This window comes from Streptomyces sp. NBC_01233 (genome assembly GCF_035989305.1).
GTDB lineage: Bacteria > Actinomycetota > Actinomycetes > Streptomycetales > Streptomycetaceae > Streptomyces.
Genome location: NZ_CP108514.1, coordinates 7,210,721 through 7,232,853 on the forward strand (window position 1 = coordinate 7,210,721; position 22,133 = coordinate 7,232,853).

Here is a 22,133-nt window from a genome sequence, read left to right on the forward strand (position 1 = left end):
CGCACGGGACAGCGGTGAACCGCGGCCGTGCGCACTCGGGTAGGCGTCAGCTGATCAACAGGTCAGCCGATGAGAGCGCGGCAAGGACTTCGATCGGGACTCATCCCGAACACCTCCTCGCGTAGCGCTGTCATGACAGGCGCCCGATCCGGCCGGGAAAGGCCGCAGAGGACCGGCGCCTCAGCGACCGTAGCACGATCTAGGGGGCCGGTTCTCTCCCCCTTTCGGTCAGTACTGGCCGTTTCGTGCCGTGTCAGCCTCTTGACGTGTGGATGCGCAAAGGCTCGACTTAAGGTTCACAAGTTGGAGAGACGCCGGGGTCTCGAAGCGCGAAACCGCGACGTGTCCCGGCCGGGGGGCGACGGCTTGCCGTCGCTTATGGGCAGGAGTGGATGAGTCGTGCAGACTCCCGGATCGCAGTCCTCGCTGCATCGCGCGAATCTCGAACGGGTCGTGCGGGCGGTGCGGCTCGCGGGATCGCTGACCCAGGCGGAGATCGCCCGCACCACCGGACTGTCGGCGGCCACGGTCTCCAACATCGTCCGAGAACTGAAGGAGGGCGGGACCGTCGAGGTCACCGACACCTCGGCCGGCGGACGGCGCGCACGCAGCGTCTCGCTCAGCGGTGACGCGGGCATCGTCATCGGCGTCGACTTCGGCCACACCCACCTGCGGGTGGCGGTGGGGAACCTGGCGCACCAGGTGCTGGCCGAGGAGTCCGAGCCGCTGGACGTCGACGCGTCCTGGGCGGACGGCTTCAACCGGGCGGAAGCCCTGGTCGGGCGGCTGATCGCGGACATCGGGGTGGGGCTGGAGAAGGTCATCGGCGTCGGCCTGGGCGTGCCAGGCCCGATCGACGTGGAGTCCGGGACCCTGGGCTCGACCGCGATCCTGCCGGGATGGGCGGGCATCAACCCGCGCCAGGAGCTCTCGCAGCGCCTCGGCGTTCCGGTGTACGTGGACAACGACGCGAACCTCGGAGCCCTCGGTGAACTCGTCTGGGGGAGTGGGCGGGGAGTAAAGGACCTGGCCTACATCAAGGTGGCCAGCGGCGTCGGCTCGGGCCTGGTCATCAACGGCCAGATCTACCGCGGACCGGGCGGCACGGCCGGGGAGATCGGGCACATCACGCTGGACGAATCGGGCCCGGTCTGCCGCTGCGGCAACCGAGGCTGCCTGGAGACCTTCACCGCCGCCCGGTACGTCCTGCCGCTGCTCCAGGGCACGCACGGGCCGGAGTTGACGATGGAGCGGGTGGTCGAGCTGGCCCGCGAGGGGGACCCGGGCTGCCGCCGCGTGATCACGGACGTGGGCCGCCACATCGGCAGCGGCGTGGCCAGCCTGTGCAACCTCCTGAACCCCAGCCGGGTGGTTCTGGGCGGCTCGCTGGCGGAGGCCGGTGAACTCGTCCTCGCTCCCATCCGTGAATCAGTGGGGAGGTACGCGATCCCCAGTGCGGCCCGGCAGTTGTCGGTGGTGACGGGGTCCCTCGGCGGGCGTGCCGAGGTCCTGGGCGCACTGGCGCTTGTACTCAGCGAAATGGGCGATTCAACACTTTTGTCAGACCATGGAAGTGGAGTGCGAGCTCCCGCCGTCTTGCCTTCAGGTAGATAACGGATGGCACCGTTGTCATCTCGTTAAGGATTCACTCCTTGACGGCAAAACGCGGCCGGGGTTGACTCACATCCACCTCGGCCGCAGTGCTGCGGCCTCGTCAGGGAGGTTCAAGTAATGAACACGCGTATGCGCAGAGCCGCCGTAGCTGTAGCCGCCGGTGCCATGGCCGTTTCCCTCGCCGCTTGCGGCAGTGCGAAGGAGGCCGGCGACACGGCGAAGGAGTCCTCCGGCGCTGCCAAGGGCGACGCGATCAAGGTCGGTCTGCTCCTGCCGGAGAACCAGACCGCGCGTTACGAGAAGTTCGACAAGCCGCTGATCGAGAAGAAGGTCGCCGAGCTCACCGGCGGCAAGGGTCAGGTCGTCTACGCGAACGCCAAGCAGGACGCGACCACGCAGAACTCCCAGGTCGACACGATGATCACCAACAAGGTGGACGTCCTGATCGTCGACGCGGTGGACTCCAAGGCCATCGCGGGCTCGGTCAAGAAGGCGAAGGAGGCCGGTATCCCGGTCATCGCCTACGACCGTCTGGCCGAGGGCCCGATCGACGCCTACACCTCCTTCGACAACGAAGAGGTCGGCAAGGTCCAGGGCAAGGCGCTGCTGGAGGCGCTGGGCGACAAGGCCAAGGACGGCCAGATCGTCATGATGAACGGCTCGGTCACCGACCCGAACGCCAAGCTCTTCAAGTCCGGTGCGCACTCCGTCCTCGACGGCAAGGTGAACGTCGGCAAGGAGTACGACACCGTCGAGTGGAAGCCGGAGAACGCCAACACCAACATGGCGGCCGCCCTCTCCGCGCTCGGCAAGGACAAGGTCATCGGCGTCTACTCCGCCAACGACGGCATGGCGGGCGGCATCATCACCGCCCTCAAGGCGGCCGGCGTCTCCCCCCTGCCCCCGGTCACGGGCCAGGACGCCGAACTCGCCGGCGTGCAGCGCATCGTCGCGGGCGAGCAGTTCATGAGCGTCTACAAGCCGTACGCCCCGGAGGCCGAGGCCGCCGCGAAGATGGCCGTCGCCCTCGCCAAGGGCGAGAAGCTCGACGGAGTCACCACCTCCACGGTCGACAGCCCGACCACCAAGGGTGTCGCCTCCGTGCTGATCCCGGTCGTCTCCCTCACCAAGGGCAACATCAACGACACCGTCGTCAAGGACGGCGTCTACTCGGTCGCAGAGATCTGCACCGACAAGTACGCGGCCGCCTGCGCCGCCCTCGGCCTGAAGTAGCGGCCCCCGTCGCCTCCTCCCGAGGCGGCCCCCGTGCCTGACCGGCGCCCCGCCCTCCCATTCCCCGCCACCCGGCGGGGCGCCGGGCAGAAACGTTCCCCCATTCGCCCCGCTCCTGCTCTTTTGCACGACATCCCCGCCGGTCAGGCGGCGAAGGAGATGGTTCATGTGTCCGCTGCGCCCGTGCTGGCGTTGCGAGGGGTCTCGAAGCGGTTCGGCGCCGTTCAGGCCCTGACCGACGTAGAACTCGAGATCCATTCCGGCGAGGTGGTCGCCCTGGTCGGCGACAACGGCGCCGGCAAGTCCACGCTGGTCAAGACGATTGCCGGCGTGCACCCCATCGATGACGGAGTCATCGAGTGGGAGGGCCGTCCGGTCTCCATCACCAAGCCCCACGATGCGCAGAACCTGGGCATCGCGACGGTCTACCAGGACCTGGCGCTGTGCGACAACATCGACGTCGTCGGCAACCTCTTCCTCGGCCGTGAGCTCAAGAGCTTCGGCATCCTCGACGAGGTGGAGATGGAGCGCCGCGCCCGCGAGCTCCTGACCACCCTGTCCATCCGGATCCCCAGTGTCCGGATCCCCATCGCCTCGCTCTCCGGCGGTCAGCGCCAGACCGTGGCGATCGCCCGTTCCATGCTGGGCGAGCCCCAGCTCGTCATCCTCGACGAGCCCACCGCCGCCCTCGGCGTCGAGCAGACCGCACAGGTCCTCGACCTGGTGGAACGCCTGCGCGAGCGCGGCCACGCCGTCATCCTCATCAGCCACAACATGGCCGATGTGAAGGCCGTCGCCGACAAGGTGGCGGTCCTGCGGCTGGGCCGCAACAACGGTGTCTTCAACGTCGCCGACACCTCGCAGGAAGAGATCATCTCCGCCATCACCGGTGCCACGGACAACGCCGTGACCCGCCGGGCGGCCCGCACCTCGGAGGCCGGCAAGTGAGCACCCAGAACCCTGCCACCGGTCCACTGGGCAAGGGCCCAGTCGACCAGCCGGAGCACATCGACCCGGTCAATCCCGCGGCCGCGCACGACGCGATCCCGGCCGTGGACCCCCGCCTGCTCGTCAGGGAGGAGGGCCTCGCCGGGTACGTGGGCGAGTTCAAGCGCAAGATGAAGGCCGGCGACCTGGGTTCCCTCCCCGTCGTCATCGGCCTGATCGTGATCTGGTCCATCTTCCAGGGGTTGAACTCGAACTTCCTCTCCCCGGAGAACCTCACCAACATCGCGATCACGATGACCGGCACCGGCATGATCGCCATCGGCATCATCTTCGTGCTGCTGCTCGGCGAGATCGACCTCTCGGTCGGCTCGGTCAGCGGCGTCTCGGGTGCGATCGTCGCCGTCCTCGCCGTCACCCACGGTGTGAACGAATGGCTGGCGATCCTGGCGGCCATCGCCGGCGGCGCGCTGATCGGCTGCATCCACGGCTTCTTCTTCGCCAGGCTCGGGGCCCCGGCCTTCGCCGTCACTCTGTCGGGCCTGCTCTTCTGGCTCGGCGCGATGCTGCAGATCCTCGGCAGCAACGGCACGATCAACATCGACTCCGACGGCGTGGTCGGTCAGCTGACCACGTACTTCTTCTCGGACGTGGCCGTCGCCTACGGGCTGGCCGCACTCGCGGTGGCCGGTTACTTCATCGCGGCCTTCCTCGACGCGCGGCGCCGCGAGGCGGCCGGGATGCCCACCCGGCCGCTCGCCGAGATCCTGCTGCGCACCGGCCTGCTCGCGGTGTTCGCCTTCGGCCCCGCCGTGCTGTTCAACCAGTACAAGGGCCTGCCGCTCGCGGTGGTGGTCTTCCTGCTGGCCCTGGTCGTCACGGACTTCCTGCTGCGCCGCACGACCTTCGGGCGAAACGTTTTCGCACTGGGTGGCAGCGTCGAGGCCTCCCGCCGCGCGGGCATCAACGTCACCCGGATCCGGATCACGGTCTTCGCGATCTCCAGCACCTTCGCCGCCATCGGCGGTCTGTTCTGGGCCTCGAAGATCGCGGCCGCCAACCAGAGCGCCGGCGCCGGCGACCTGCTGATGAACGTGATCGCGGCGGCCGTCATCGGCGGCACCAGCCTCTTCGGCGGCCGGGGCCGGACCTGGAACGCCCTCCTCGGCGTCATGGTCATCGTCTCGATCCAGTACGGTCTGGCACTGGAAGGCATCGCGACGCCGATCCAGTACATGATCACCGGTGCGGTGCTGCTGACCACCGTGGTGATCGACTCGGTCTCGCGCAAGACCCAGAAGACGGCCGGACGCGCCTGACCGCGCGGCCGACTGCGCGCCGGAGCGGCATCCGGCGGTAAGAACGGTCACAGTGCCCGGCGCCACTTCACGTGGCGCCGGGCATCCGTGCGTACATGTGCGGGTACTCCTGTGCGGGTATGCGCCCGTATGCGTTGTGTGGCCACGTAGTCGTGCGTACATGTATGACAAAGGTGTGACTCCGCCGGGACGGCCCGATGACCGTGCCGCGCAGCGGAACATTAGACTCGACAGACCAGCAAGCAACTGCAAGGAGGCACGGGTGCTGCTGACCCGCATCAAGGGACCGCGCGATCTGGACCGGCTCAGCCAGGAGGAGCTCGACCAGCTCGCCGCAGAGATCAGGTCCTTCCTCGTCGACGCCGTCTCCAAGACCGGCGGGCACCTCGGCCCCAACCTCGGCGTGGTCGAACTGACGATCGCCCTGCACCGGGTCTTCGAATCGCCCAAGGACAAGGTCCTCTTCGACACCGGCCACCAGGCCTACGTCCACAAGCTGCTCACGGGCCGCCAGGACTTCGGCAACCTGCGTTCCAAGGGGGGCCTTTCCGGCTACCCCTCGCGCGCCGAGTCCGACCACGACGTGATCGAGAACTCGCACGCCTCCACCGTGCTGGGCTGGGCCGACGGCCTCGCCAAGGCCAACGAGGTGCTCGGCCGCGAGGACCACCACGTCGCCGCCGTCATCGGCGACGGCGCGCTCACCGGCGGCATGGCCTGGGAGGCGCTGAACAACATCGCCGCCGCCAAGGACCGTCCGCTGGTCATCGTGGTCAACGACAACGAGCGCTCGTACGGCCCCACCATCGGCGGCCTCGCGAACCACCTGGCCACCCTGCGCACCACGGACGGCTACGAGCGCTTCCTGGCCCGCGGCAAGGAGATCCTGGAGCGCACCCCGGTCGTCGGGAAGCCGCTCTTCGAGACCCTGCACGGCGCCAAGAAGGGCCTCAAGGACTTCATCGCCCCGCAGGGCATGTTCGAGGACCTGGGCCTGAAGTACATCGGCCCCATCGACGGCCACGACATCGAGGCCCTGGAGTCGGCCCTGCAGCGCGCCAAGCGCTTCAGCGGCCCGGTCATCGTGCACTGCCTCACCCAGAAGGGCCGGGGCTACACCCACGCCGAGCAGGACGAGGCGGACCGTTTCCACGGCATCGGCCCGATCCACCCCGACACCGGCCTGCCCGTCTCCACCGACGCCGCCAGCTGGACCTCCGTCTTCGCCGACGAGATGGTCAAGCTCGGCAAGGAGCGCAAGGACATCGTCGCGATCACCGCGGCCATGCTCCAGCCGGTCGGCCTGAAGAAGTTCGCGGACACCTTCCCGGACCGGATCTACGACGTCGGCATCGCCGAGCAGCACGGCGCCACCTCGGCGGCGGGCCTGGCGACCGGCGGCGCCCACCCGGTCTTCGCGGTGTACGCGACCTTCCTCAACCGTGCCTTCGACCAGGTCCTGATGGACGTGGCCCTGCACAAGTGCGGGGTCACCTTCGTCCTGGACCGGGCCGGTGTCACCGGCACCGACGGCGCCTCCCACAACGGCATGTGGGACATGTCGATCATGCAGGTCGTGCCCGGTCTGCGACTGGCCGCCCCGCGCGACGCCGAGCAGCTGCGCGCCCAGCTGCGCGAGGCCGTCGAGGTCAAGGACGCACCGACCGTCGTCCGCTACTCCAAGGGCGTCGTCGGCCCGGCCGTCCCGGCCGTCGGCAAGGTCGGCGGCATGGACGTGCTGCGCGCCCCCGGTGCCGACGTCACCCGACCGGACGTACTGCTCGTCTCGGTCGGCGCGCTGGCCCCGATGTGCCTGGAGATCGCCGACCTGCTCGACAAGCAGGGCATCACCTCGACCGTGGTCGACCCGCGCTGGGTCAAGCCCGTGGACGAGGCGCTGGCCCCGCTCGCCGACCGCCACCGCGTGGTCGTCACCGTCGAGGACAACGGCCGCACCGGCGGCGTGGGCTCCGCCGTCTCGCAGGCCCTGCGGGACGCGGGCGTCGACGTACCGCTGCGCGACTTCGGCATCCCGCAGCGCTTCCTCGACCACGCCTCCCGCAAGGAGGTCATGGCCGAGATCGGGCTGACCGCTCCGGACATCGCACGGCAGGTCACGGGCCTGGTCGCGAAGCTGGACGGGCGCTACGACAGCGAGCCGGCCGCCGCCGTCGACTAGGACGGGTACCGGCCACTAGATCGCCGCGCGGTTGCACGTCACGGGCCGGGAGATCACCCTTGAAGGGGTGGGCCTCCCGGCCCGTTCGCGTGCGTCGACACCTGTTTCGGAGGTGCGTCGGTGAGTAGGGATATGAACAGCCCCTTCCGCACCAAGACGGTGGAGCAGTCCATCCGCGACACGGAGGAGCCGGAACACGCGCTCCGGAAGTCGCTCTCCGCCTGGGACCTGACGGTTTTCGGTGTAGGTGTCATCATCGGCACCGGCATCTTCGTGCTCACGGGCATCGCGGCCCGGAACAACGCCGGACCCGCCACCGCCCTCGCCTTCGTGGCGGCTGGCATCGTCTGCGCCCTCGCGGCGCTCTGCTATGCCGAGTTCGCGTCCACCGTGCCGGTGGCCGGATCCGCGTACACCTTCTCGTACGCGTCGATCGGTGAGCTGCCCGCCTGGATCATCGGCTGGGACCTGGTGCTGGAGTTCGCACTCGGCACCGCGGTCGTGGCGGTCGGCTGGTCCGGCTACGTGCGCCACCTGATGCACACCAACCTGGGCTGGGACCTGCCCACCGCGTTGTCCGGACCGGACGCGGGAGGAAGCTTCGACCTGCTCGCCTTCCTGCTGATCCTGGGGCTGACCGCGATCCTGGTCGTCGGGACGAAGCTCTCGGCGCGGATCACCGCGATCGTGGTCGCCATCAAGGTCACCGTGGTCCTGCTGGTCATCGTCGCGGGCCTGTTCTTCATCAAGGCCGACAACTACTCGCCGTTCATCCCCCCGGCGCAGCCGCAGGCCGAGGGCGTCAGCGGCTGGCACGCGCCACTGGTCCAGCTGCTCTTCGGCTACGAGCCCACCAACTTCGGCGTCATGGGCATCTTCACCGCGGCCTCCCTCATCTTCTTCGCCTTCATCGGCTTCGACGTCGTGGCCACGGCGGCCGAGGAGACCAAGAACCCCCAGCGGGACATGCCGCGCGGCATCCTCGGCTCGCTGCTGATCTGCACCGTGCTCTACGTCGCCGTGACGCTGGTGGTCACCGGCATGCAGAAGTACACGGAGATGTCGCCGACCGCGCCACTGGCCGAAGCCTTCAAATCGGTGAACCAGCCCTTCTTCTCCGGTGCCATCAGTCTCGGGGCGGCCGTCGGCCTGATCACCGTGAGCATGATCCTGCTGCTCGGCCAGACCCGCGTGTTCTTCGCGATGAGCCGTGACGGACTGCTGCCGCGCGTCTTCTCCGTCACCCACCCCAAGTACCGCACCCCCTACCGGGCGACCATCCTGCTCGGCTGCGTCATCGCGGTCGTCGCGGGCTTCACCAGCCTGGAGAAGCTCGCGGAACTGGTGAACATCGGCACGCTCTTCGCCTTCGTGCTCGTCGCCCTCGGCGTGATCATCCTGCGCCGGACCCGCCCCGACCTGCACCGGTCCTTCCGCACCCCGTGGGTGCCGGTGATCCCGATCCTGTCGATCGCGGCCTCGCTCTGGCTGATGCTCAACCTGCCGGCCGAGACCTGGGTCCGCTTCGGCATCTGGATGGCGATCGGCATCGTCGTCTACTTCGCCTACGGACGCTCGCACAGCCGCCTCGGCAAGGTCGGCGCCGACGCGAAGTTCTAGCGGTGGAACGACGGAAGCCGGCCGCACGGGTCACCCGTACGGCCGGCTTCCGTCGTGCGCGGTCCCGTCAGCCCTTGGCGGGGGAGTCCTTCGCGGAGGCGGGGACCTTCTCGTCCTTGCGCAGGGCGTCCCACAGCTGGGTGGCCTGCGGCTCGGCCACGACCACGCGGTTCGGGTCCACCTTGTCGTAGGCGACCGGCAGCATGATGGTCTCCATCGTCTCCGGGTTCACGCCCTTCATGCTCTGCGCGAAGTCGGACAGCGCGGTGAGCGAGGCCAGATCGGAGTCCGTGGTCAGCGACTTGGTGCCGGCGTCCGCGAGCTTGTACAGCCGCGCCGGGTTGCCGAGGGCGTCCTGCTTCTTGATCTCGGACAGCATCGCCAGCATGAACTGCTGCTGCAGGCCTATGCGCCCGAGGTCGCTGCCGTCGCCGTAGCCGTAGCGGGTACGGACGAACTTGAGCGAGTCGGTGCCGTCCAGGCGGTGCGTGCCCGCGTCCAGCTTCAGGCCGCCCTTGGCGCCGCTCATCGGCTTGTCCAGGGTGACGGTGACCCCGCCGAGCGCGTCCACCAGGCCCTTGAAGCCGGCGAAGTCCACCTCGACGAAGTGGTCCACGCGCACCCCGGACAGCTGCTCCACCGTGTTGACCACACAGGCCGGACCGGCCAGCGAGTAGACGGAGTTGAACATGACCCGCTTCGCGGACGGCACGGTCTTGCCGGCGCGGTCCTTGCACTCGGGCCGGGTGATGAGGGTGTCGCGGGGGATGCTCACCGCGGTCGCCTTGGCCCGGCCCTCGGGTATGTGCACCAGCATCGCGGTGTCCGAGCGGGCGCCGCCGACGTCGCCGTGGTCGAGATCGGCATTGGCGCCGGCCCGTGAGTCGGAGCCGAGCACCAGGATGTTCTGTGCGTTCGCGACCACCTTCGGGGGCCGGTTGTCCCCGATCGCCTGATCCAGGTCGACGCTGTCGATGTTGCCGTTGAGGTGGCTGTACGTCCACCAGCCGGCACCGGCCGCGCCCAGGATCAGCACGGCGACCAGCAGGAGGGTGATCCGCAGAATGCGGCGTCGGCGGCGCCTGGGCCGCGCGTGCGTTTCCGTCATGGGGGTGAATCTTAGACAGATATTCGAATGGCCGAGGCCCGCCCCCCGAGGGGGCGGGCCAGGCCGTGGAATGCCCGTCTGCGACCCGGACTAGACCGGGACGCTCGCCAGGCCGGGAGCGAGGAACTTCTTGCCGTTCACGCGCTCCGAGACGCCTTCGCGGTCCAGGTACGGCGTGATGCCGCCCAGGTGGAAGGGCCAGCCGGCACCGGTGATGAGGCAGAGGTCGATGTCCTGGGCCTCGGCCACGACACCCTCCTCCAGCATCAGGCCGATCTCCTGCGCCACCGCGTCCAGGACGCGGTCGCGGACCTGCTCCTCCGTCAGGACGGAGTCGCCCTGCACCAGGAGGGCGGCGACCTCGGGGTCCAGCTCCGGCTTGCCGGAATCGTAGACGTAGAAGCCGCGCTTGCCGGCCTTGACGACGGCCGCCAGGTTCGGCGAGACGGTGAAGCGCTCCGGGAAGGCGCGGTTCAGGGTCTCGGAGACGTGCAGACCGATCGCCGGGCCGACGAGCTCCAGCAGCACCAGCGGGGACATCGGCAGGCCGAGCGGCTCGATGGCCTTCTCCGCCGTGACGACCGGGGTGCCCTCGTCGATGACGTTCTGGATCTCGCCCATGAAGCGGGTCAGGATGCGGTTCACGACGAACGCCGGGGCGTCCTTGGTGAGGACCGCGGTCTTCTTCAGCTTCTTGGCGACACCGAAGGCCGTGGCCAGCGAGGCGTCGTCGGTCTGCTCACCGCGGACGATCTCCAGCAGCGGGAGGATCGCGACCGGGTTGAAGAAGTGGAAGCCGACCACGCGCTCCGGGTGCTGGAGCTTGGAGGCCATCTCCGACACCGACAGCGAGGAGGTGTTGGTGGCGAGGATCGCGTGCGCCGGGGCGACCGCCTCGACCTCCGCGAACACCTTCTGCTTGACGGACATCTCCTCGAACACGGCCTCGATGATGAAGTCCGCGTCCGCGAAGCCCTCGGCCTTGTCCAGGACACCGGTCACCAGGGCGGTCAGGCGGTTGGCCTTGTCCTGGTTGATCCGGCCCTTGCCGAGCAGCTTCTGGATCTCGGCGTGGACGTAGCCCACGCCCTTGTCCACGCGCTCCTGGTCGATGTCGGTGAGGACCACCGGCACCTCCAGGCGGCGCAGGAAGAGCAGCGCCAGCTGCGAGGCCATCAGGCCCGCGCCGACGACGCCGACCTTGGTGACCGGACGGGCCAGGGACTTGTCCGGGGCACCGGCCGGGCGCTTGGCGCGCTTCTGGACCAGGTTGAAGGCGTAGATGCCGGAGCGCAGCTCGCCGCCCATGATGAGGTCGGCCAGGGCCGTGTCCTCGGCGTCGAAGCCGGCCTGGAGGTCGCCCGACTTGGCCGCGGCGATGATGTCCAGCGCGCGGTAGGCGGCGGGAGCGGCGCCGTGCACCTTGGAGTCCGCGATGAAGCGGCCCTTGGCGACGGCAGCGTCCCAGGCCTCGCCGCGGTCGACCTCGGCGCGGACGACCTCGGTGGTGCCGTTCAGGACGTTCGCGGTCCACAGGAGCGACTGCTCCAGGAAGTCCGCACCCTCGAACAGCGCGTCCGCGATGCCCAGGTCGAAGACCTGCTTGCCGCGCAGCTGCTTGTTCTGGTTGAGCGAGTTCTCGATGATCACCGAGACCGCGCGCTCGGCGCCGATCAGGTTCGGCAGGATGGCGCAGCCGCCCCAGCCCGGAACCAGGCCGAGGAAGACCTCGGGCAGCGAGAAGGCCGGGATGGCCTTCGAGACGGTGCGGTAGGTGCAGTGCAGGCCGACCTCGACGCCGCCGCCCATCGCCGCGCCGTTGTAGTAGGCGAAGGTCGGGACGGCGAGCGCGGAGAGGCGCTTGAAGACGTCGTGGCCGCCCTTGCCGATGGCGAGCGCCTCGTCGTGCTTCTTCAGCAGCTCGACACCCTTGAGGTCGGCGCCGACCGCGAAGATGAACGGCTTGCCGGTGATGCCCGCGCCGACGATGGTGCCGGCGGTGGCCTCCTGCTCGACCTGGTCGATCGCCGCGTTCAGGTTGGCGAGGGACTGCGGGCCGAAGGTGGTCGGCTTGGTGTGGTCGAAGCCGTTGTCCAGCGTGATGAGCGCGAAGCGCCCGGCGCCGAACGGCAGGTCCAGGTGGCGGACGTGCGCGGACGTGACGACCTCGTCCGGGAACAGCTCGGCCGCGCCCTTCAGGAGCTCAGTGGTGGTGCTCACTTGGCGTCTCCCTCGGAGGTGAAGTGCGGGTTCTCCCAGATGACCGTGGCGCCCATGCCGAAGCCGACGCACATGGTGGTCAGGCCGTAGCGGACGTGCGGCTGCTCCTCGAACTGGCGGGCCAGCTGCGTCATCAGACGGACGCCGGAGGAGGCGAGCGGGTGGCCGAACGCGATGGCGCCGCCGTACTGGTTCACGCGGGCGTCGTCGTCGGCGATGCCGTAGTGCTCCAGGAAGGCGAGCACCTGCACGGCGAAGGCCTCGTTGACCTCGAAGAGACCGATGTCATCGATCGTCAGGCCGGCCTGCGCGAGGGCCTTCTCGGTGGCCGGGATCGGGCCGTAGCCCATGACCTCCGGCTCGACACCGGCGAAGGAGTACGAGACGAGGCGCATCTTGACCGGGAGGTTGTTCTCCCGGGCGAAGTCCTCGGACGCGATGATCGCGGCGGTGGCACCGTCGTTGAGACCGGCGGCGTTGCCCGCGGTGACCCGGCCGTGCGTACGGAACGGGGTCTTCAGGCCGGCCAGGTTCTCCAGCGTGGTGCCCGGGCGCATCGGCTCGTCGGTGGTGACCAGGCCCCAGCCCGTCTCACCGGCCGCCTCGTTGGTGTTGCGCACCGAGATCGGGACCAGGTCCTGCTGGATCTTGCCGTCGGCGTACGCCTTGGCGGCCTTCTCCTGCGAGCGCACGGCGTACTCGTCGGCGCGGAGCTTGGTGATCGTCGGGTACCGGTCGTGCAGGTTCTCGGCGGTCATGCCCATGAACAGGGCGGACTCGTCGACCAGCTTCTCGGAGACGAAGCGCGGGTTCGGGTCCACGCCCTCGCCCATGGGGTGACGGCCCATGTGCTCGACACCGCCGGCGAGGGCGACGTCGTACGCACCGAAGGCCACACCGCCCGCGACGGCGGTCACGGCGGTCAGCGCGCCGGCGCACATGCGGTCGATGGAGTAGCCCGGGACGGACTGCGGAAGGCCCGCGAGGATGCCGGCCGTACGGCCCAGCGTGAGGCCCTGGTCGCCGATCTGCGTGGTCGCGGCGATGGCGACCTCGTCGATCTTCGCGGGGTCCAGGTCCGGGTTGCGGCGCAGCAGCTCCCGGATCGCCTTCACGACGAGGTCGTCGGCGCGGGTCTCGTGGTAGATGCCCTTCGGGCCCGCCTTGCCGAACGGGGTGCGGACGCCGTCGACGAAGACGACGTCCCTGACGGTACGAGGCACGTTGGCTCTCCTCCAGGTGCGGGTGTGCACTGCTGCGCGCGGGGGCGTTCGGCATGCGTTGCTGAGCGCCCGCTCACCCGACCATGCTACTTGCGGGTAACCCTTGTGGACACCCCCTCCCCCAGGAGCGGTGAAGGTCACACTCCGCCCGTGGCGCCGCGACCGTGAGACCCCGTCCGATCGGACCCGGCGGGCCAACCCGTTCAGGTCACGTCCGGCGGGCGCCCGGCCGTGGTCGTGGCATTTCCGCCGGACCGTCCCGATCCTGACCCGGCCGGAGCGTCCCTCCTCCGGCTGAGTCGACGGATCGGATGCCAGCGATGCCCCCCACCACCCCGGCCGTGAACCACCAGGTCCCGCACACCTCGTCCGTCCCCGCCGTCAAGGGGCAGGTCGTCCAGCTGTTCGTGCGCGAATACGACGGCACACCGACTGGCCCCAACGCGCAGCGCAAGGCCGTTCTGATGCTGCACGGCAGAAGCGTTCCGTCGGTCGTGGCCTTCGACCTCCAGCACGACGGAGGCAAGTACAACTGGGCGCGTTTCCTGGCCGACTCGGGATTCGACGTGTTCCTCATGGAGCTCACGGGATCCGGCCTCTCGCCGCGGCCGGAGATGGACAAGCCCCGCAACGCCAACCCGCTGCACCAGAGCATCCTGATCCCGAACCCGCTGTCGGACACCAGCCCCCCGCCCTACCCGCACGAGCTGGGGAACTCGGAGAGCGAGTGGGGCGAGGTCGACACGGTCGTCGAGTTCATCAGGAACCTGCGGAGCGTGACCAAGGTGTCGCTCGTCGGACAGTCGGCCGCCGCCTTCGTGTTCGGGCCGTACGCGATCCAGCACCCCGGGAAGGTGGACAGTCTGCTCCTCCTGGCGCCGATCTATCCGCCCGACGGCCGGGCCAGCGTGCCGCCCGACAGCTTCGGCGCACCGGTCCCGACGTTTCCCGTGTCCAACCCGCCGTCCCTGTTCGGCTTCCCGATGAACCTCACCAGCAGGACGGGTCTCGAAAGCGCCTGGGACAAGGAGGTGCACAGCAAGAAGCAGCGGGCCGCCGGCATGGTCGAGGCGGTGTGGAAGGAGTGCATGGCCGTCGACGCGGTCGGCAAGGCCTGGGGCGGCCCGGTCGCCGGATCGCCCGAGGGCGTCCTGCGGTTCCGCAACTCCTTCTGGTGGGGCTGGAACAAGCACACCGTCCCGATCGGCGGCGTGCTCGGGGACGAGGTCCCGGTGATGATCGTCTACGGAGAGCACGACCAGACGGCGAACTCGCCCACCTTCTCGGTCCCGGCGTTCTACGACGCGATCCCCGGCGTCCGCAAGCTGATGTTCCGGGTGGCCGGCGCCGGGCACTCCATCGTCTGGGAGCGCCAGCACAAGGTCCTGCACCAGCTGTCCAGGCAGTGGCTCAAGCACACCAAGGTCGAGGACCTCGAGAAGGGCAGCTTCTACGTGGACGAGGACGGCGCCTACACGGACACGATCTAGCAGAGCCCCCGGCACCGGGCCGGGGGCTCCACCGCACATCGGGCCGGGTCAGGCGGTGGCGGCCAGGGCCGTGACCAGGACCGGGGTCACCTGTTCGATCTGCCAGGCGCGGGCACCGTAGCCGGCCAGGGCCTGCGCCACCGCGTCGGCGTCGAGCCGCTGCGGCGGCTCCCAGCACAGCCGGCGGACGGTGTCCGGGGTGATCAGGTTCTCCTGGGGCAGGTTGAGCGCCTCCGCCAGCGCCGAGACGGCGCTGCGGGCCGCCGACAGCCGGGCCGCGGCGGCCGGGTCCTTGTCCACCCAGGAGCGCGGCGGCGGCGGACCGGCCGGGGTCGCCCCCGGCTGCGGCAGCTCGTTCTCGGGCAGGGCCTTCGCCCGGTCCACGGCGGCCATCCACTGGTCCAGCTGGCGCCGGCCCATCCGCTGCCCGTAGCCGGGCAGCGCGGACAGGGTGTGCACGTTCGCGGGCAGGGCCAGGGCGGCCTCGACGATCGCGGCATCGCCCAGTACCTTGCCCGGCGACACGTCGCGCCGCTGCGCGATCCGGTCCCGGGACTCCCACAGCTCCCGTACGACCGCCATCTGACGGCGGCGGCGCACCTTGTGCATGCCGGATGTGCGGCGCCAGGGGTCCTTGCGGGGCGGTGCGGGCGGAGCGGAGGCGATGGCGTCGAACTCCTGGCGGGCCCAGTCCAGCTTGCCCTGCCGGTCCAGCTCCTTCTCCAGCGCGTCCCGCAGGTCCACCAGCAGCTCCACGTCCAGGGCGGCGTAGCGCAGCCACGGCTCGGGGAGCGGGCGGGTGGACCAGTCGACGGCGGAGTGGCCCTTCTCCAGGGCGTAGCCGAGAACGCTCTCGACCATCGCGCCGAGTCCGACCCGGGGGAAGCCGGCGAGGCGGCCGGCCAGCTCGGTGTCGAAGAGGGAGGTGGGCACCATGCCTATTTCGCGCAGGCACGGCAGGTCCTGGGTGGCGGCGTGCAGGATCCACTCGGTGCCGGACAGGGCCTCGCCCAGCGAGGACAGGTCGGGGCAGCCCACCGGGTCGATCAGCGCGGACCCCGCACCCTCGCGGCGCAGCTGCACCAGGTAGGCGCGCTGGCCGTAGCGGTATCCGGAGGCTCGCTCGGCGTCGACGGCGACGGGGCCGGTGCCCGCGGCGAACGCCGCGACCACTTGGGCGAGGGCGTCCGCGTCGGCGGCCACCGGCGGGATCCCCTCGCGGGGCTCCAGCAACGGAATCGGCACCCCACCGGGCGGAACAACGACGTCGTCCGGGGGGCCGCCCCCGGTGGTGGTGCGCAGGTCTGCTGCGGTCTCTTGGGCGTCGGTCACCGGTCAAGGGTATCCGTGTATACGACGCGCCCGTCGCCGGAACGTTCCGGCGACGGGCGCGGGCAGTATGCGGGGAGTTTTCCGGGGGTACTCCCGGAGGTTCCCCCGGACCGGGTCCGGGGGAGGTTATCCGGGAGCTCCGCCCCGCGCTCAGTGGATGATCCCGGTGCGCAGCGCCACGGCGACCATTCCGGCGCGGTCACCGGTACCCAGCTTGCGGGCGATCCGGGCGAGGTGGGACTTGACGGTCAGGGCGGACAGGCCCATCGAGACGCCGATGGCCTTGTTGGACTGGCCCTCCGCGACGAGGCGCAGGACCTCGACCTCGCGGCCGGAGAGCTCTCGGTAGCCGCCCGGGTGGTTCGGGGCACCCGGGGGGCGGCGGTGCATACGGGCGGCCGCGGCACCGATGGGGGCGGCGCCGGGGCGGGTGGGGAGCCCGATGTTGGTCCGCGTACCGGTGACGACGTAGCCCTTCACTCCGCCCGCGAGGGCGTTGCGTACGGCGCCGATGTCGTCGGCGGCGGACAGGGCCAGGCCGTTGGGCCAGCCGGCTGCGCGGGTCTCGGAGAGCAGGGTGAGACCGGAACCGTCGGGCAGGTGTACGTCGGCCACGCAGATGTCGCGCGGGCTGCCGACGCGGGGGCGGGCCTCCGCGATGGACGACGCCTCGATCACGTCACGTACGCCGAGGGCCCACAGATGGCGGGTCACGGTGGAGCGGACGCGCGGGTCGGCCACGACGACCATGGCCGTCGGCTTGTTCGGGCGGTAGGCGACCAGGCTTGCGGGCTGCTCGAGAAGAACGGACACCTAGGCCTCCTGGGGGAGTGGCGGGACGGCCGGCTCGGGGAAGGAAGCCGGTGCGAACCGTGCGGATGGTCACTGACTCCTTCGGCACGTCACCCGCCCGGCTTTAGGGAATGATCACGATTTGGTGAGTAACAATTCGGGCAATTCGGACGCACGATCGATCATAGGGTGATCAGAAGCCCACAATGGACGCCGCCTTCCGACACTTCGTTGCGGGCTTCGACCGCTCGTTCTGTACGTGCCGGACGTCGGCGGCCGTCTCCGGGTGTCCCCGGGCGGCCGGCGCACGGTCTGCGGGCCGGCCTGCAGGCGGTCGGCGGACGGCCTGTGGACGGTCTCGGGGCACGGCCGTACGGCTACGGGTGGTGCGGACCGCGCCGCTGTGGCAGGGAGACCACTCCCGTGACGGTGTCCGTCGGACCCACCGGCGGCAGCCCCGCGATCTGGCACAGCAGCTCGCACCACGCCGACAGGTGCGCCGAGGTGTCCGGCACCCCGCCCACCCCCTCGCGGGGCGTCCACGAGGCTCTGATCTCGATCTGCGTGGCCGGCCGCCGCTCCGCGAGCCCGCCGAAGTAGTGCGAGCTCGCCATGGTCACGGTCCCGCTCGTCTCCCCGTACGTCAGCCCGCGCGCGTCCAGGGCCCCGGTCAGCCAGGACCAGCACACCTCGGGGAGGAGCGGGTCCGCGGCCATCTCCGGCTCCAGCTCCGCTCTGACGAGCGTCACCAGCCGGAAGGTCCCGTGCCAGGCGTCGTGCCCGGCCGGATCGTGGAGCAGGATCAGCCGCCCGTCGGCGAGGTCGTCCTCGCCGTCCACCACCACGGCCTCCAGCGCGTAGGCGTGCGGGGCCAGTCTCTGGGGCGGTTTCGTCGGGTCGATCTCGATGCCCGGGCGCAGCCGCGCCTTCTTCAAGCCGTCGACCGCCCGGCGGAACGGGAGCGGGACGGAGCTCTCCTTCGCGCTGTCCACACCGTCAGCGCCATCTGAAAATCGTCCCTGAGCCGCAGCCATGCGGGGAAGACTAGGCGGTATGTGCGCCCGTACGGCGCAGGGACACCCGCGCCGGGTCGGGCACTTCTTCATACGTGCGAAGATTTGGGTCGTGAGTGCCAACGACCGCCCGACGGGCCAGCCGAGTCAGACGTACGATTCCGCCTTCCTGAAGGCGTGCCGGCGCGAGCCGGTGCCGCACACCCCGGTGTGGTTCATGCGGCAGGCCGGGCGCTCGCTGCCGGAGTACCGCAAGCTGCGCGAGGGCACGCAGATGCTGGAGTCCTGCATGCGCCCCGACCTGGTCACCGAGATCACGCTGCAGCCGGTGCGGCGCCACAACGTCGACGCGGCGATCTTCTTCTCCGACATCGTGGTCCCGCTGAAGGCCATCGGCGTCGACCTGGACATCAAGCCGGGCATCGGCCCGGTCGTCGCCCAGCCGATCCGCCGCCGCGAGGACCTCGCACAGCTGCGCGACCTCACCCCCGAGGACGTCTCGTACGTCACCGAGGCGATCGGCATGCTCACGGGTGAACTGGGCTCCACGCCGTTGATCGGTTTCGCGGGCGCACCTTTCACCCTCGCGAGCTACCTCGTCGAGGGCGGTCCCTCGAAGAACCACGAGCACACCAAGGCCCTCATGTACGGGGACCCGCAGCTGTGGGCCGACCTGCTGGACCGCCTCGCGGAGATCACCTCCGCCTTCCTGAAGGTCCAGATCGAGGCCGGAGCCTCCGCCGTCCAGCTCTTCGACTCCTGGGTCGGCGCGCTCCCCCCGGCGGACTACCGTCGCTCGGTGATGCCCGCGTCGGCGAAGGTCTTGGAGTCCGTCGCCTCGTACGGGGTCCCGCGCATCCACTTCGGCGTGGGCACGGGCGAGCTCCTCGGCCTCATGGGCGAGGCCGGCGCCGACGTCATGGGCGTCGACTACCGGGTCCCGCTGGACGAGGCCGTCCGCCGCGTGGGTCCCGGCAAGGCACTCCAGGGCAATCTGGACCCGGCGGTGCTCTTCTCCACGCCGGAGGCGGTCGAGGCCAAGACGGACGAGGTCCTCGCGGCCGCGGCCGGCCTGGAGGGCCACGTCTTCAACCTGGGCCACGGCGTCCTCCCGACGACCGACCCCGACGCGCTGACCCGCCTGGTGGACTACGTCCACACCAAGACGGCCCGCTGATCCGAGCAAGATCGAAACGTCGGTACCGTGCCGTGCATGACATGGCACGGGCCGACGTTTCGCATATCCGACGGACAGACCGTCGACGGGGTCTGGTGCCTCGTCCGGAGCAAGCACGACCGGCTGGACGAGCACCACACCGAGCACCTCTTCGTCTACGCAAGCGTTCTGCGGCTCGCCGTAGCGGCCAGCCGTCCTCGACCACGCAGCGGGCCAGGCGCAGTCGTCCGGTCTCGGTCAGGGGTGCATTACGGTGGGGCATGAGGGCCTTCTGCTGGTTGGTGTAGATGTCGCAATCCACACCGAACCTGGGAGGCCCTCACCCGTTCCAGACGCCTCAGCCGAGACCTGCATCACGCGTCCACAACCTCCCGGGGCAATGCGGCTAGACCCCCGCCGAGCGGACCGCGGAGACGGCCTTGCGCGCTGCCACCAGGACGGGGTCCCAGACCGGGGAGAAGGGAGGGGCGTAGCCCAGGTCGAGGGTGACCATCTGGTCCACCGTCATGCCGGCCGTGAGGGCGACCGCCGCGACGTCCACCCGCTTCGCGGACCCCGCGCCGCCGACGATCTGGACGCCGAGCAGCCTGCCCGTACGGCGTTCCGCCAGCATCTTCACCGTCATCTCCGCCGCGCCCGGGTAGTAGCCCGCCGTGGTCGTGGAGGTGATCGTGGCCGTCACGAAGCGCAGGCCCGCCTCCAGGGCGTCGCGCTCGCGCAGTCCCGTACGGGCGATCTCCAGGTCGCAGACCTTGCTGACCGCCGTGCCGACGACCCCGGGGAAGGTCGCGTAGCCGCCGCCCACGCCCGAGCCGATGACCTGCCCGTGCTTGTTGGCGTGCGTGCCCAGCGGGATGTGCCGGGTGCGGCCCGCGATCAGGTCCAGGACCTCCACGCAGTCGCCGCCCGACCAGATGTTCTCGTGGCCCCGGACGCGCATCGAGAGGTCCGTGAGGATGCCGCCCGACGGGCCGAGCGGCAGGCCCGCGGCGCGGGCGAGGGCCGTACGGGGCTCCACGCCGATGCCGAGCACGACCACGTCCGCCTCGTACTCCTCGCCCGCGGCCGTGGCCACCGCCCGGGCCCGGCCCTGCTCGTCCGTGAGGATCTTCGTCACCTCGGCGCGGGAGACCGTGCGGATCCCCATCCGGTTCATCGCGGTGTGCACCAGGCCGCCCATGTCCGGGTCCAGCGTGGCCATCGGCTGAGCGCCCCGGTGCAGGACGGTGACCTCGAAGCCCCGCCCGACCAGGGCCTCCGCCATCTCCACGCCGATGTAGCCCGCGCCGACCACCACCGCCCGCCTGCCCCCGGTGCGTTCGGTGCGCTCCAGTGAGTCCATCAGGCGCTGGCCGTCGTCCAGGGTCTGGATGCCGTGGACCCCGTGCGCGCCGATGCCGGGGAGCCGGGGGCGGACGGGGCGGGCGCCCGTGGCCAGGACGAGCTTGTCGTAGTCCGTCCAGGATTCGGATCCGCTGTCCAGATCGCGGGCGCGGACCCGGGACCCGGGCAGGTCCAGCTCCACGACCTCCGTGCGGGTGCGCAGGTCGATGCCCCGGGCGCGGTGCTCCTCGGGGGTGCGGGCGATCAGTTCGTCGCGCCCGGCGACCCGGCCGCCGACCCAGTACGGGATGCCGCACGCGGAGTACGAGGTGAAGTGCCCGCGCTCGAAGGCGACGATCTCCAGCTCCGCCGGGCCCTTGAGCCTGCGGGCCTGTGACGCGGCGGACATCCCCGCCGCGTCACCGCCGACCACCACCAGTCGTTCCGTCGCCATCGTCCGTACCGCCCCTTCACCCCGTCATCGGATGGTGAACACGCTACGGGCGAACGCGCGTTCAGTCCTGCACGTCGGCCTCGGTGTCCGAAGCCGGCGTCCGGGGTGCGGGGACCTGGGCCGCGGTCCGCTGCGGGGCCGGGACCGCAGTCGCCTTCGGGCGCGCCGGAAGCCGCCGGCGGTACAGCCGGACCAGCGCCACCACCAGCGCCGCCGTCAGCGCGAACGGCAGCAGCGCTCCCACCGCCACCGTCAGGTACCGCACGACCGTGGTGAAGACCTCCCAGCCGCCGCTCAGGGCGTCCAGGAAGGTGGGCTCCTTCTCCTTCTTCTCCGTGACCTCCGGCTTCGGGGCGGGCTCCGTGACCTCCAGCGTGATGGTGCCCATCGAGGTCTGGTCCTTCAGCGCCGTCTGCTGGGCCTGCAGCGATTCCAGGTCGGACTGGCGCCGGCTCAGCTCGCTCTCCAGCATCACCACGTCGCCGAGGGCCGTGGCCTTGCCCATCATCTCCCGCACCCGCGCCACGCTGGCCTGCTGCGAGGCGACGCGGCTGCCGATGTCGGCGACCTTCTCGGTGACGTCCTGCGCGTCGACCTTGCGGTGCAGGAGCTTGCCGCTGCCCTCCATGGCGCTGAGCACCGAGTCGTAGCGCTCGCCGGGTACCCGCAGGGTCACCGTCGAGGTCATCCGGCCGTCCTCGCCGCGCCTGGTGGACTCGTTGCCGACGTAGCCGCCCGCCCCGTCGGCAGCGGCGCGGGCGGCGGCGAGGGCCTTCTGGGCGTCCGTCGTCTCGATGCCGAGCGTCGCCGTACGGATCACGTTCGGGCGGACCGGGGCCGACGGCGGGGCGTTCTTGTCGGCCGGGGCGGCCGACGGGGCCGCCGCGGCGCCCTTCGCGCCCTCCGCGCCCTGGGGCGCCTTGCCGTCCTGGGCGGGCGCCGGCGCGACCGCCGCCCGGTCGGCCGAGGACGTCTTGCCCCCGGCGTCCGCGCCGCAGCCCGTGAGCGCGAGCGCCCCGGCCAGGGAGAGGGCGGCCAGGGCCGCCGCGGAACGGTGTCTGTGCAGAGCATGCATCGTGCAAACCCCCGAT

At 70.3% G+C, this 22,133-nt stretch carries 16 protein-coding genes and 1 pseudogene; 8 read left to right on the top strand and 9 right to left on the bottom strand.

All coding sequences use genetic code 11. The features are described from left to right. Window positions 1–399: 399 nt before the first annotated feature. The 6 genes from OG332_RS33840 to OG332_RS33865 all read left to right on the top strand — a co-directional run bounded on the left by OG332_RS33840 (window position 400) and on the right by OG332_RS33865 (window position 8,910). Window positions 400–1,614 carry an ROK family transcriptional regulator gene (locus OG332_RS33840; protein ID WP_327417005.1) on the top strand — a complete coding sequence of 405 codons (1,215 nt, stop codon included), beginning with the start codon at window positions 400–402 and terminating at the stop codon, window positions 1,612–1,614. A gap of 117 nt (window positions 1,615–1,731) precedes the next feature. Then, a complete protein-coding gene (locus OG332_RS33845; protein WP_327417006.1) occupies window positions 1,732–2,847 on the top strand; it encodes a substrate-binding domain-containing protein in 1,116 nt (371 codons plus the stop codon). A 159-nt stretch (window positions 2,848–3,006) separates the two neighbouring features. Beyond that, window positions 3,007–3,795 carry an ATP-binding cassette domain-containing protein gene (locus OG332_RS33850; RefSeq protein WP_327417007.1) on the top strand — a complete coding sequence of 263 codons (789 nt, stop codon included), beginning with the start codon at window positions 3,007–3,009 and terminating at the stop codon, window positions 3,793–3,795. 26 nt (window positions 3,796–3,821) lie between these two features. Then, the gene (locus OG332_RS33855) at window positions 3,822–5,111 is read left to right on the top strand and encodes a sugar ABC transporter permease (protein WP_442816388.1); all 1,290 of its coding nucleotides are present in this window, start codon (window positions 3,822–3,824) and stop codon (window positions 5,109–5,111) included. Window positions 5,112–5,373: 262 nt separating this feature from the next. Then, entirely contained in the window at window positions 5,374–7,290 is a 1,917-nt protein-coding gene (dxs, locus tag OG332_RS33860; RefSeq protein WP_327417008.1) for a 1-deoxy-D-xylulose-5-phosphate synthase, read from the top strand. Window positions 7,291–7,422: 132 nt separating this feature from the next. Next, window positions 7,423–8,910 carry an amino acid permease gene (locus OG332_RS33865; protein WP_327417009.1) on the top strand — a complete coding sequence of 496 codons (1,488 nt, stop codon included), beginning with the start codon at window positions 7,423–7,425 and terminating at the stop codon, window positions 8,908–8,910. Window positions 8,911–8,977: 67 nt separating this feature from the next. Here OG332_RS33865 and OG332_RS33870 read toward each other — a convergent pair whose 3' ends face one another. From OG332_RS33870 to OG332_RS33880, 3 genes are all read right to left on the bottom strand, one after another. After that, the gene (locus OG332_RS33870) at window positions 8,978–10,018 is read right to left on the bottom strand and encodes an LCP family protein (RefSeq protein WP_327417010.1); all 1,041 of its coding nucleotides are present in this window, start codon (window positions 10,016–10,018) and stop codon (window positions 8,978–8,980) included. Window positions 10,019–10,108: 90 nt separating this feature from the next. Further along, window positions 10,109–12,238, bottom strand: coding sequence for a 3-hydroxyacyl-CoA dehydrogenase NAD-binding domain-containing protein (locus tag OG332_RS33875; RefSeq protein WP_327417011.1), 2,130 nt, complete (start codon window positions 12,236–12,238; stop codon window positions 10,109–10,111). Beyond that, the gene (locus OG332_RS33880) at window positions 12,235–13,461 is read right to left on the bottom strand and encodes a thiolase family protein (protein ID WP_327417012.1); all 1,227 of its coding nucleotides are present in this window, start codon (window positions 13,459–13,461) and stop codon (window positions 12,235–12,237) included. Before OG332_RS33880 ends, OG332_RS33875 begins: the two co-directional genes overlap by 4 nt. A gap of 320 nt (window positions 13,462–13,781) precedes the next feature. Between OG332_RS33880 and OG332_RS33885 the strand changes: the two genes are divergently transcribed. After that, the gene (locus OG332_RS33885; RefSeq protein WP_327417013.1) at window positions 13,782–14,951 is read left to right on the top strand and encodes an alpha/beta fold hydrolase; all 1,170 of its coding nucleotides are present in this window, start codon (window positions 13,782–13,784) and stop codon (window positions 14,949–14,951) included. Window positions 14,952–14,999: 48 nt separating this feature from the next. Here OG332_RS33885 and OG332_RS33890 read toward each other — a convergent pair whose 3' ends face one another. From OG332_RS33890 to OG332_RS33900, 3 genes are all read right to left on the bottom strand, one after another. Beyond that, window positions 15,000–16,283, bottom strand: coding sequence for a ribonuclease D (locus OG332_RS33890; protein ID WP_327417014.1), 1,284 nt, complete (start codon window positions 16,281–16,283; stop codon window positions 15,000–15,002). A 150-nt stretch (window positions 16,284–16,433) separates the two neighbouring features. Then, a complete protein-coding gene (locus tag OG332_RS33895) occupies window positions 16,434–17,096 on the bottom strand; it encodes a helix-turn-helix transcriptional regulator (protein WP_150517362.1) in 663 nt (220 codons plus the stop codon). Window positions 17,097–17,452: 356 nt separating this feature from the next. Continuing rightward, window positions 17,453–18,109, bottom strand: a complete 657-nt coding sequence (locus OG332_RS33900) for a DUF3000 domain-containing protein (RefSeq protein WP_327417015.1) — start codon at window positions 18,107–18,109, stop codon at window positions 17,453–17,455. 91 nt (window positions 18,110–18,200) lie between these two features. On the opposite strand from OG332_RS33900, the gene hemE reads away from it, so the two are divergent. After that, window positions 18,201–19,265 (top strand): uroporphyrinogen decarboxylase, encoded by a 1,065-nt coding sequence (gene hemE, locus OG332_RS33905; protein ID WP_327417016.1) that lies wholly within the window; start codon window positions 18,201–18,203, stop codon window positions 19,263–19,265. A 159-nt stretch (window positions 19,266–19,424) separates the two neighbouring features. Here hemE and OG332_RS33910 read toward each other — a convergent pair. From OG332_RS33910 to OG332_RS33920, 3 genes and pseudogenes are all read right to left on the bottom strand, one after another. Further along, window positions 19,425–19,527: pseudogene (locus OG332_RS33910) on the bottom strand (IS481 family transposase); the annotation flags it as partial. A 123-nt stretch (window positions 19,528–19,650) separates the two neighbouring features. After that, the gene (locus OG332_RS33915; RefSeq protein ID WP_327417017.1) at window positions 19,651–21,042 is read right to left on the bottom strand and encodes an FAD-dependent oxidoreductase; all 1,392 of its coding nucleotides are present in this window, start codon (window positions 21,040–21,042) and stop codon (window positions 19,651–19,653) included. Between the two features lie 61 nt (window positions 21,043–21,103). Further along, window positions 21,104–22,117: a DUF4349 domain-containing protein gene (locus OG332_RS33920; RefSeq protein ID WP_327417018.1), complete on the bottom strand. Its 1,014-nt coding sequence runs from the start codon at window positions 22,115–22,117 to the stop codon at window positions 21,104–21,106. Window positions 22,118–22,133: the final 16 nt, after the last annotated feature.

Coding starts and splice junctions, on each gene's coding strand:
- OG332_RS33845 (WP_327417006.1), top strand. CDS start 1,732: ATGAACACGCGTATGCGCAGAGCCGCCGTAGCTGTAGCCGCCGGTGCC.
- OG332_RS33850 (WP_327417007.1), top strand. CDS start 3,007: ATGGTTCATGTGTCCGCTGCGCCCGTGCTGGCGTTGCGAGGGGTCTCG.
- OG332_RS33865 (WP_327417009.1), top strand. CDS start 7,423: ATGAACAGCCCCTTCCGCACCAAGACGGTGGAGCAGTCCATCCGCGAC.
- OG332_RS33870 (WP_327417010.1), bottom strand. CDS start 10,018: ATGACGGAAACGCACGCGCGGCCCAGGCGCCGCCGACGCCGCATTCTG.
- OG332_RS33885 (WP_327417013.1), top strand. CDS start 13,782: ATGCCCCCCACCACCCCGGCCGTGAACCACCAGGTCCCGCACACCTCG.
- OG332_RS33900 (WP_327417015.1), bottom strand. CDS start 18,109: ATGGCTGCGGCTCAGGGACGATTTTCAGATGGCGCTGACGGTGTGGAC.
- OG332_RS33915 (WP_327417017.1), bottom strand. CDS start 21,042: ATGGCGACGGAACGACTGGTGGTGGTCGGCGGTGACGCGGCGGGGATG.
- OG332_RS33920 (WP_327417018.1), bottom strand. CDS start 22,117: ATGCATGCTCTGCACAGACACCGTTCCGCGGCGGCCCTGGCCGCCCTC.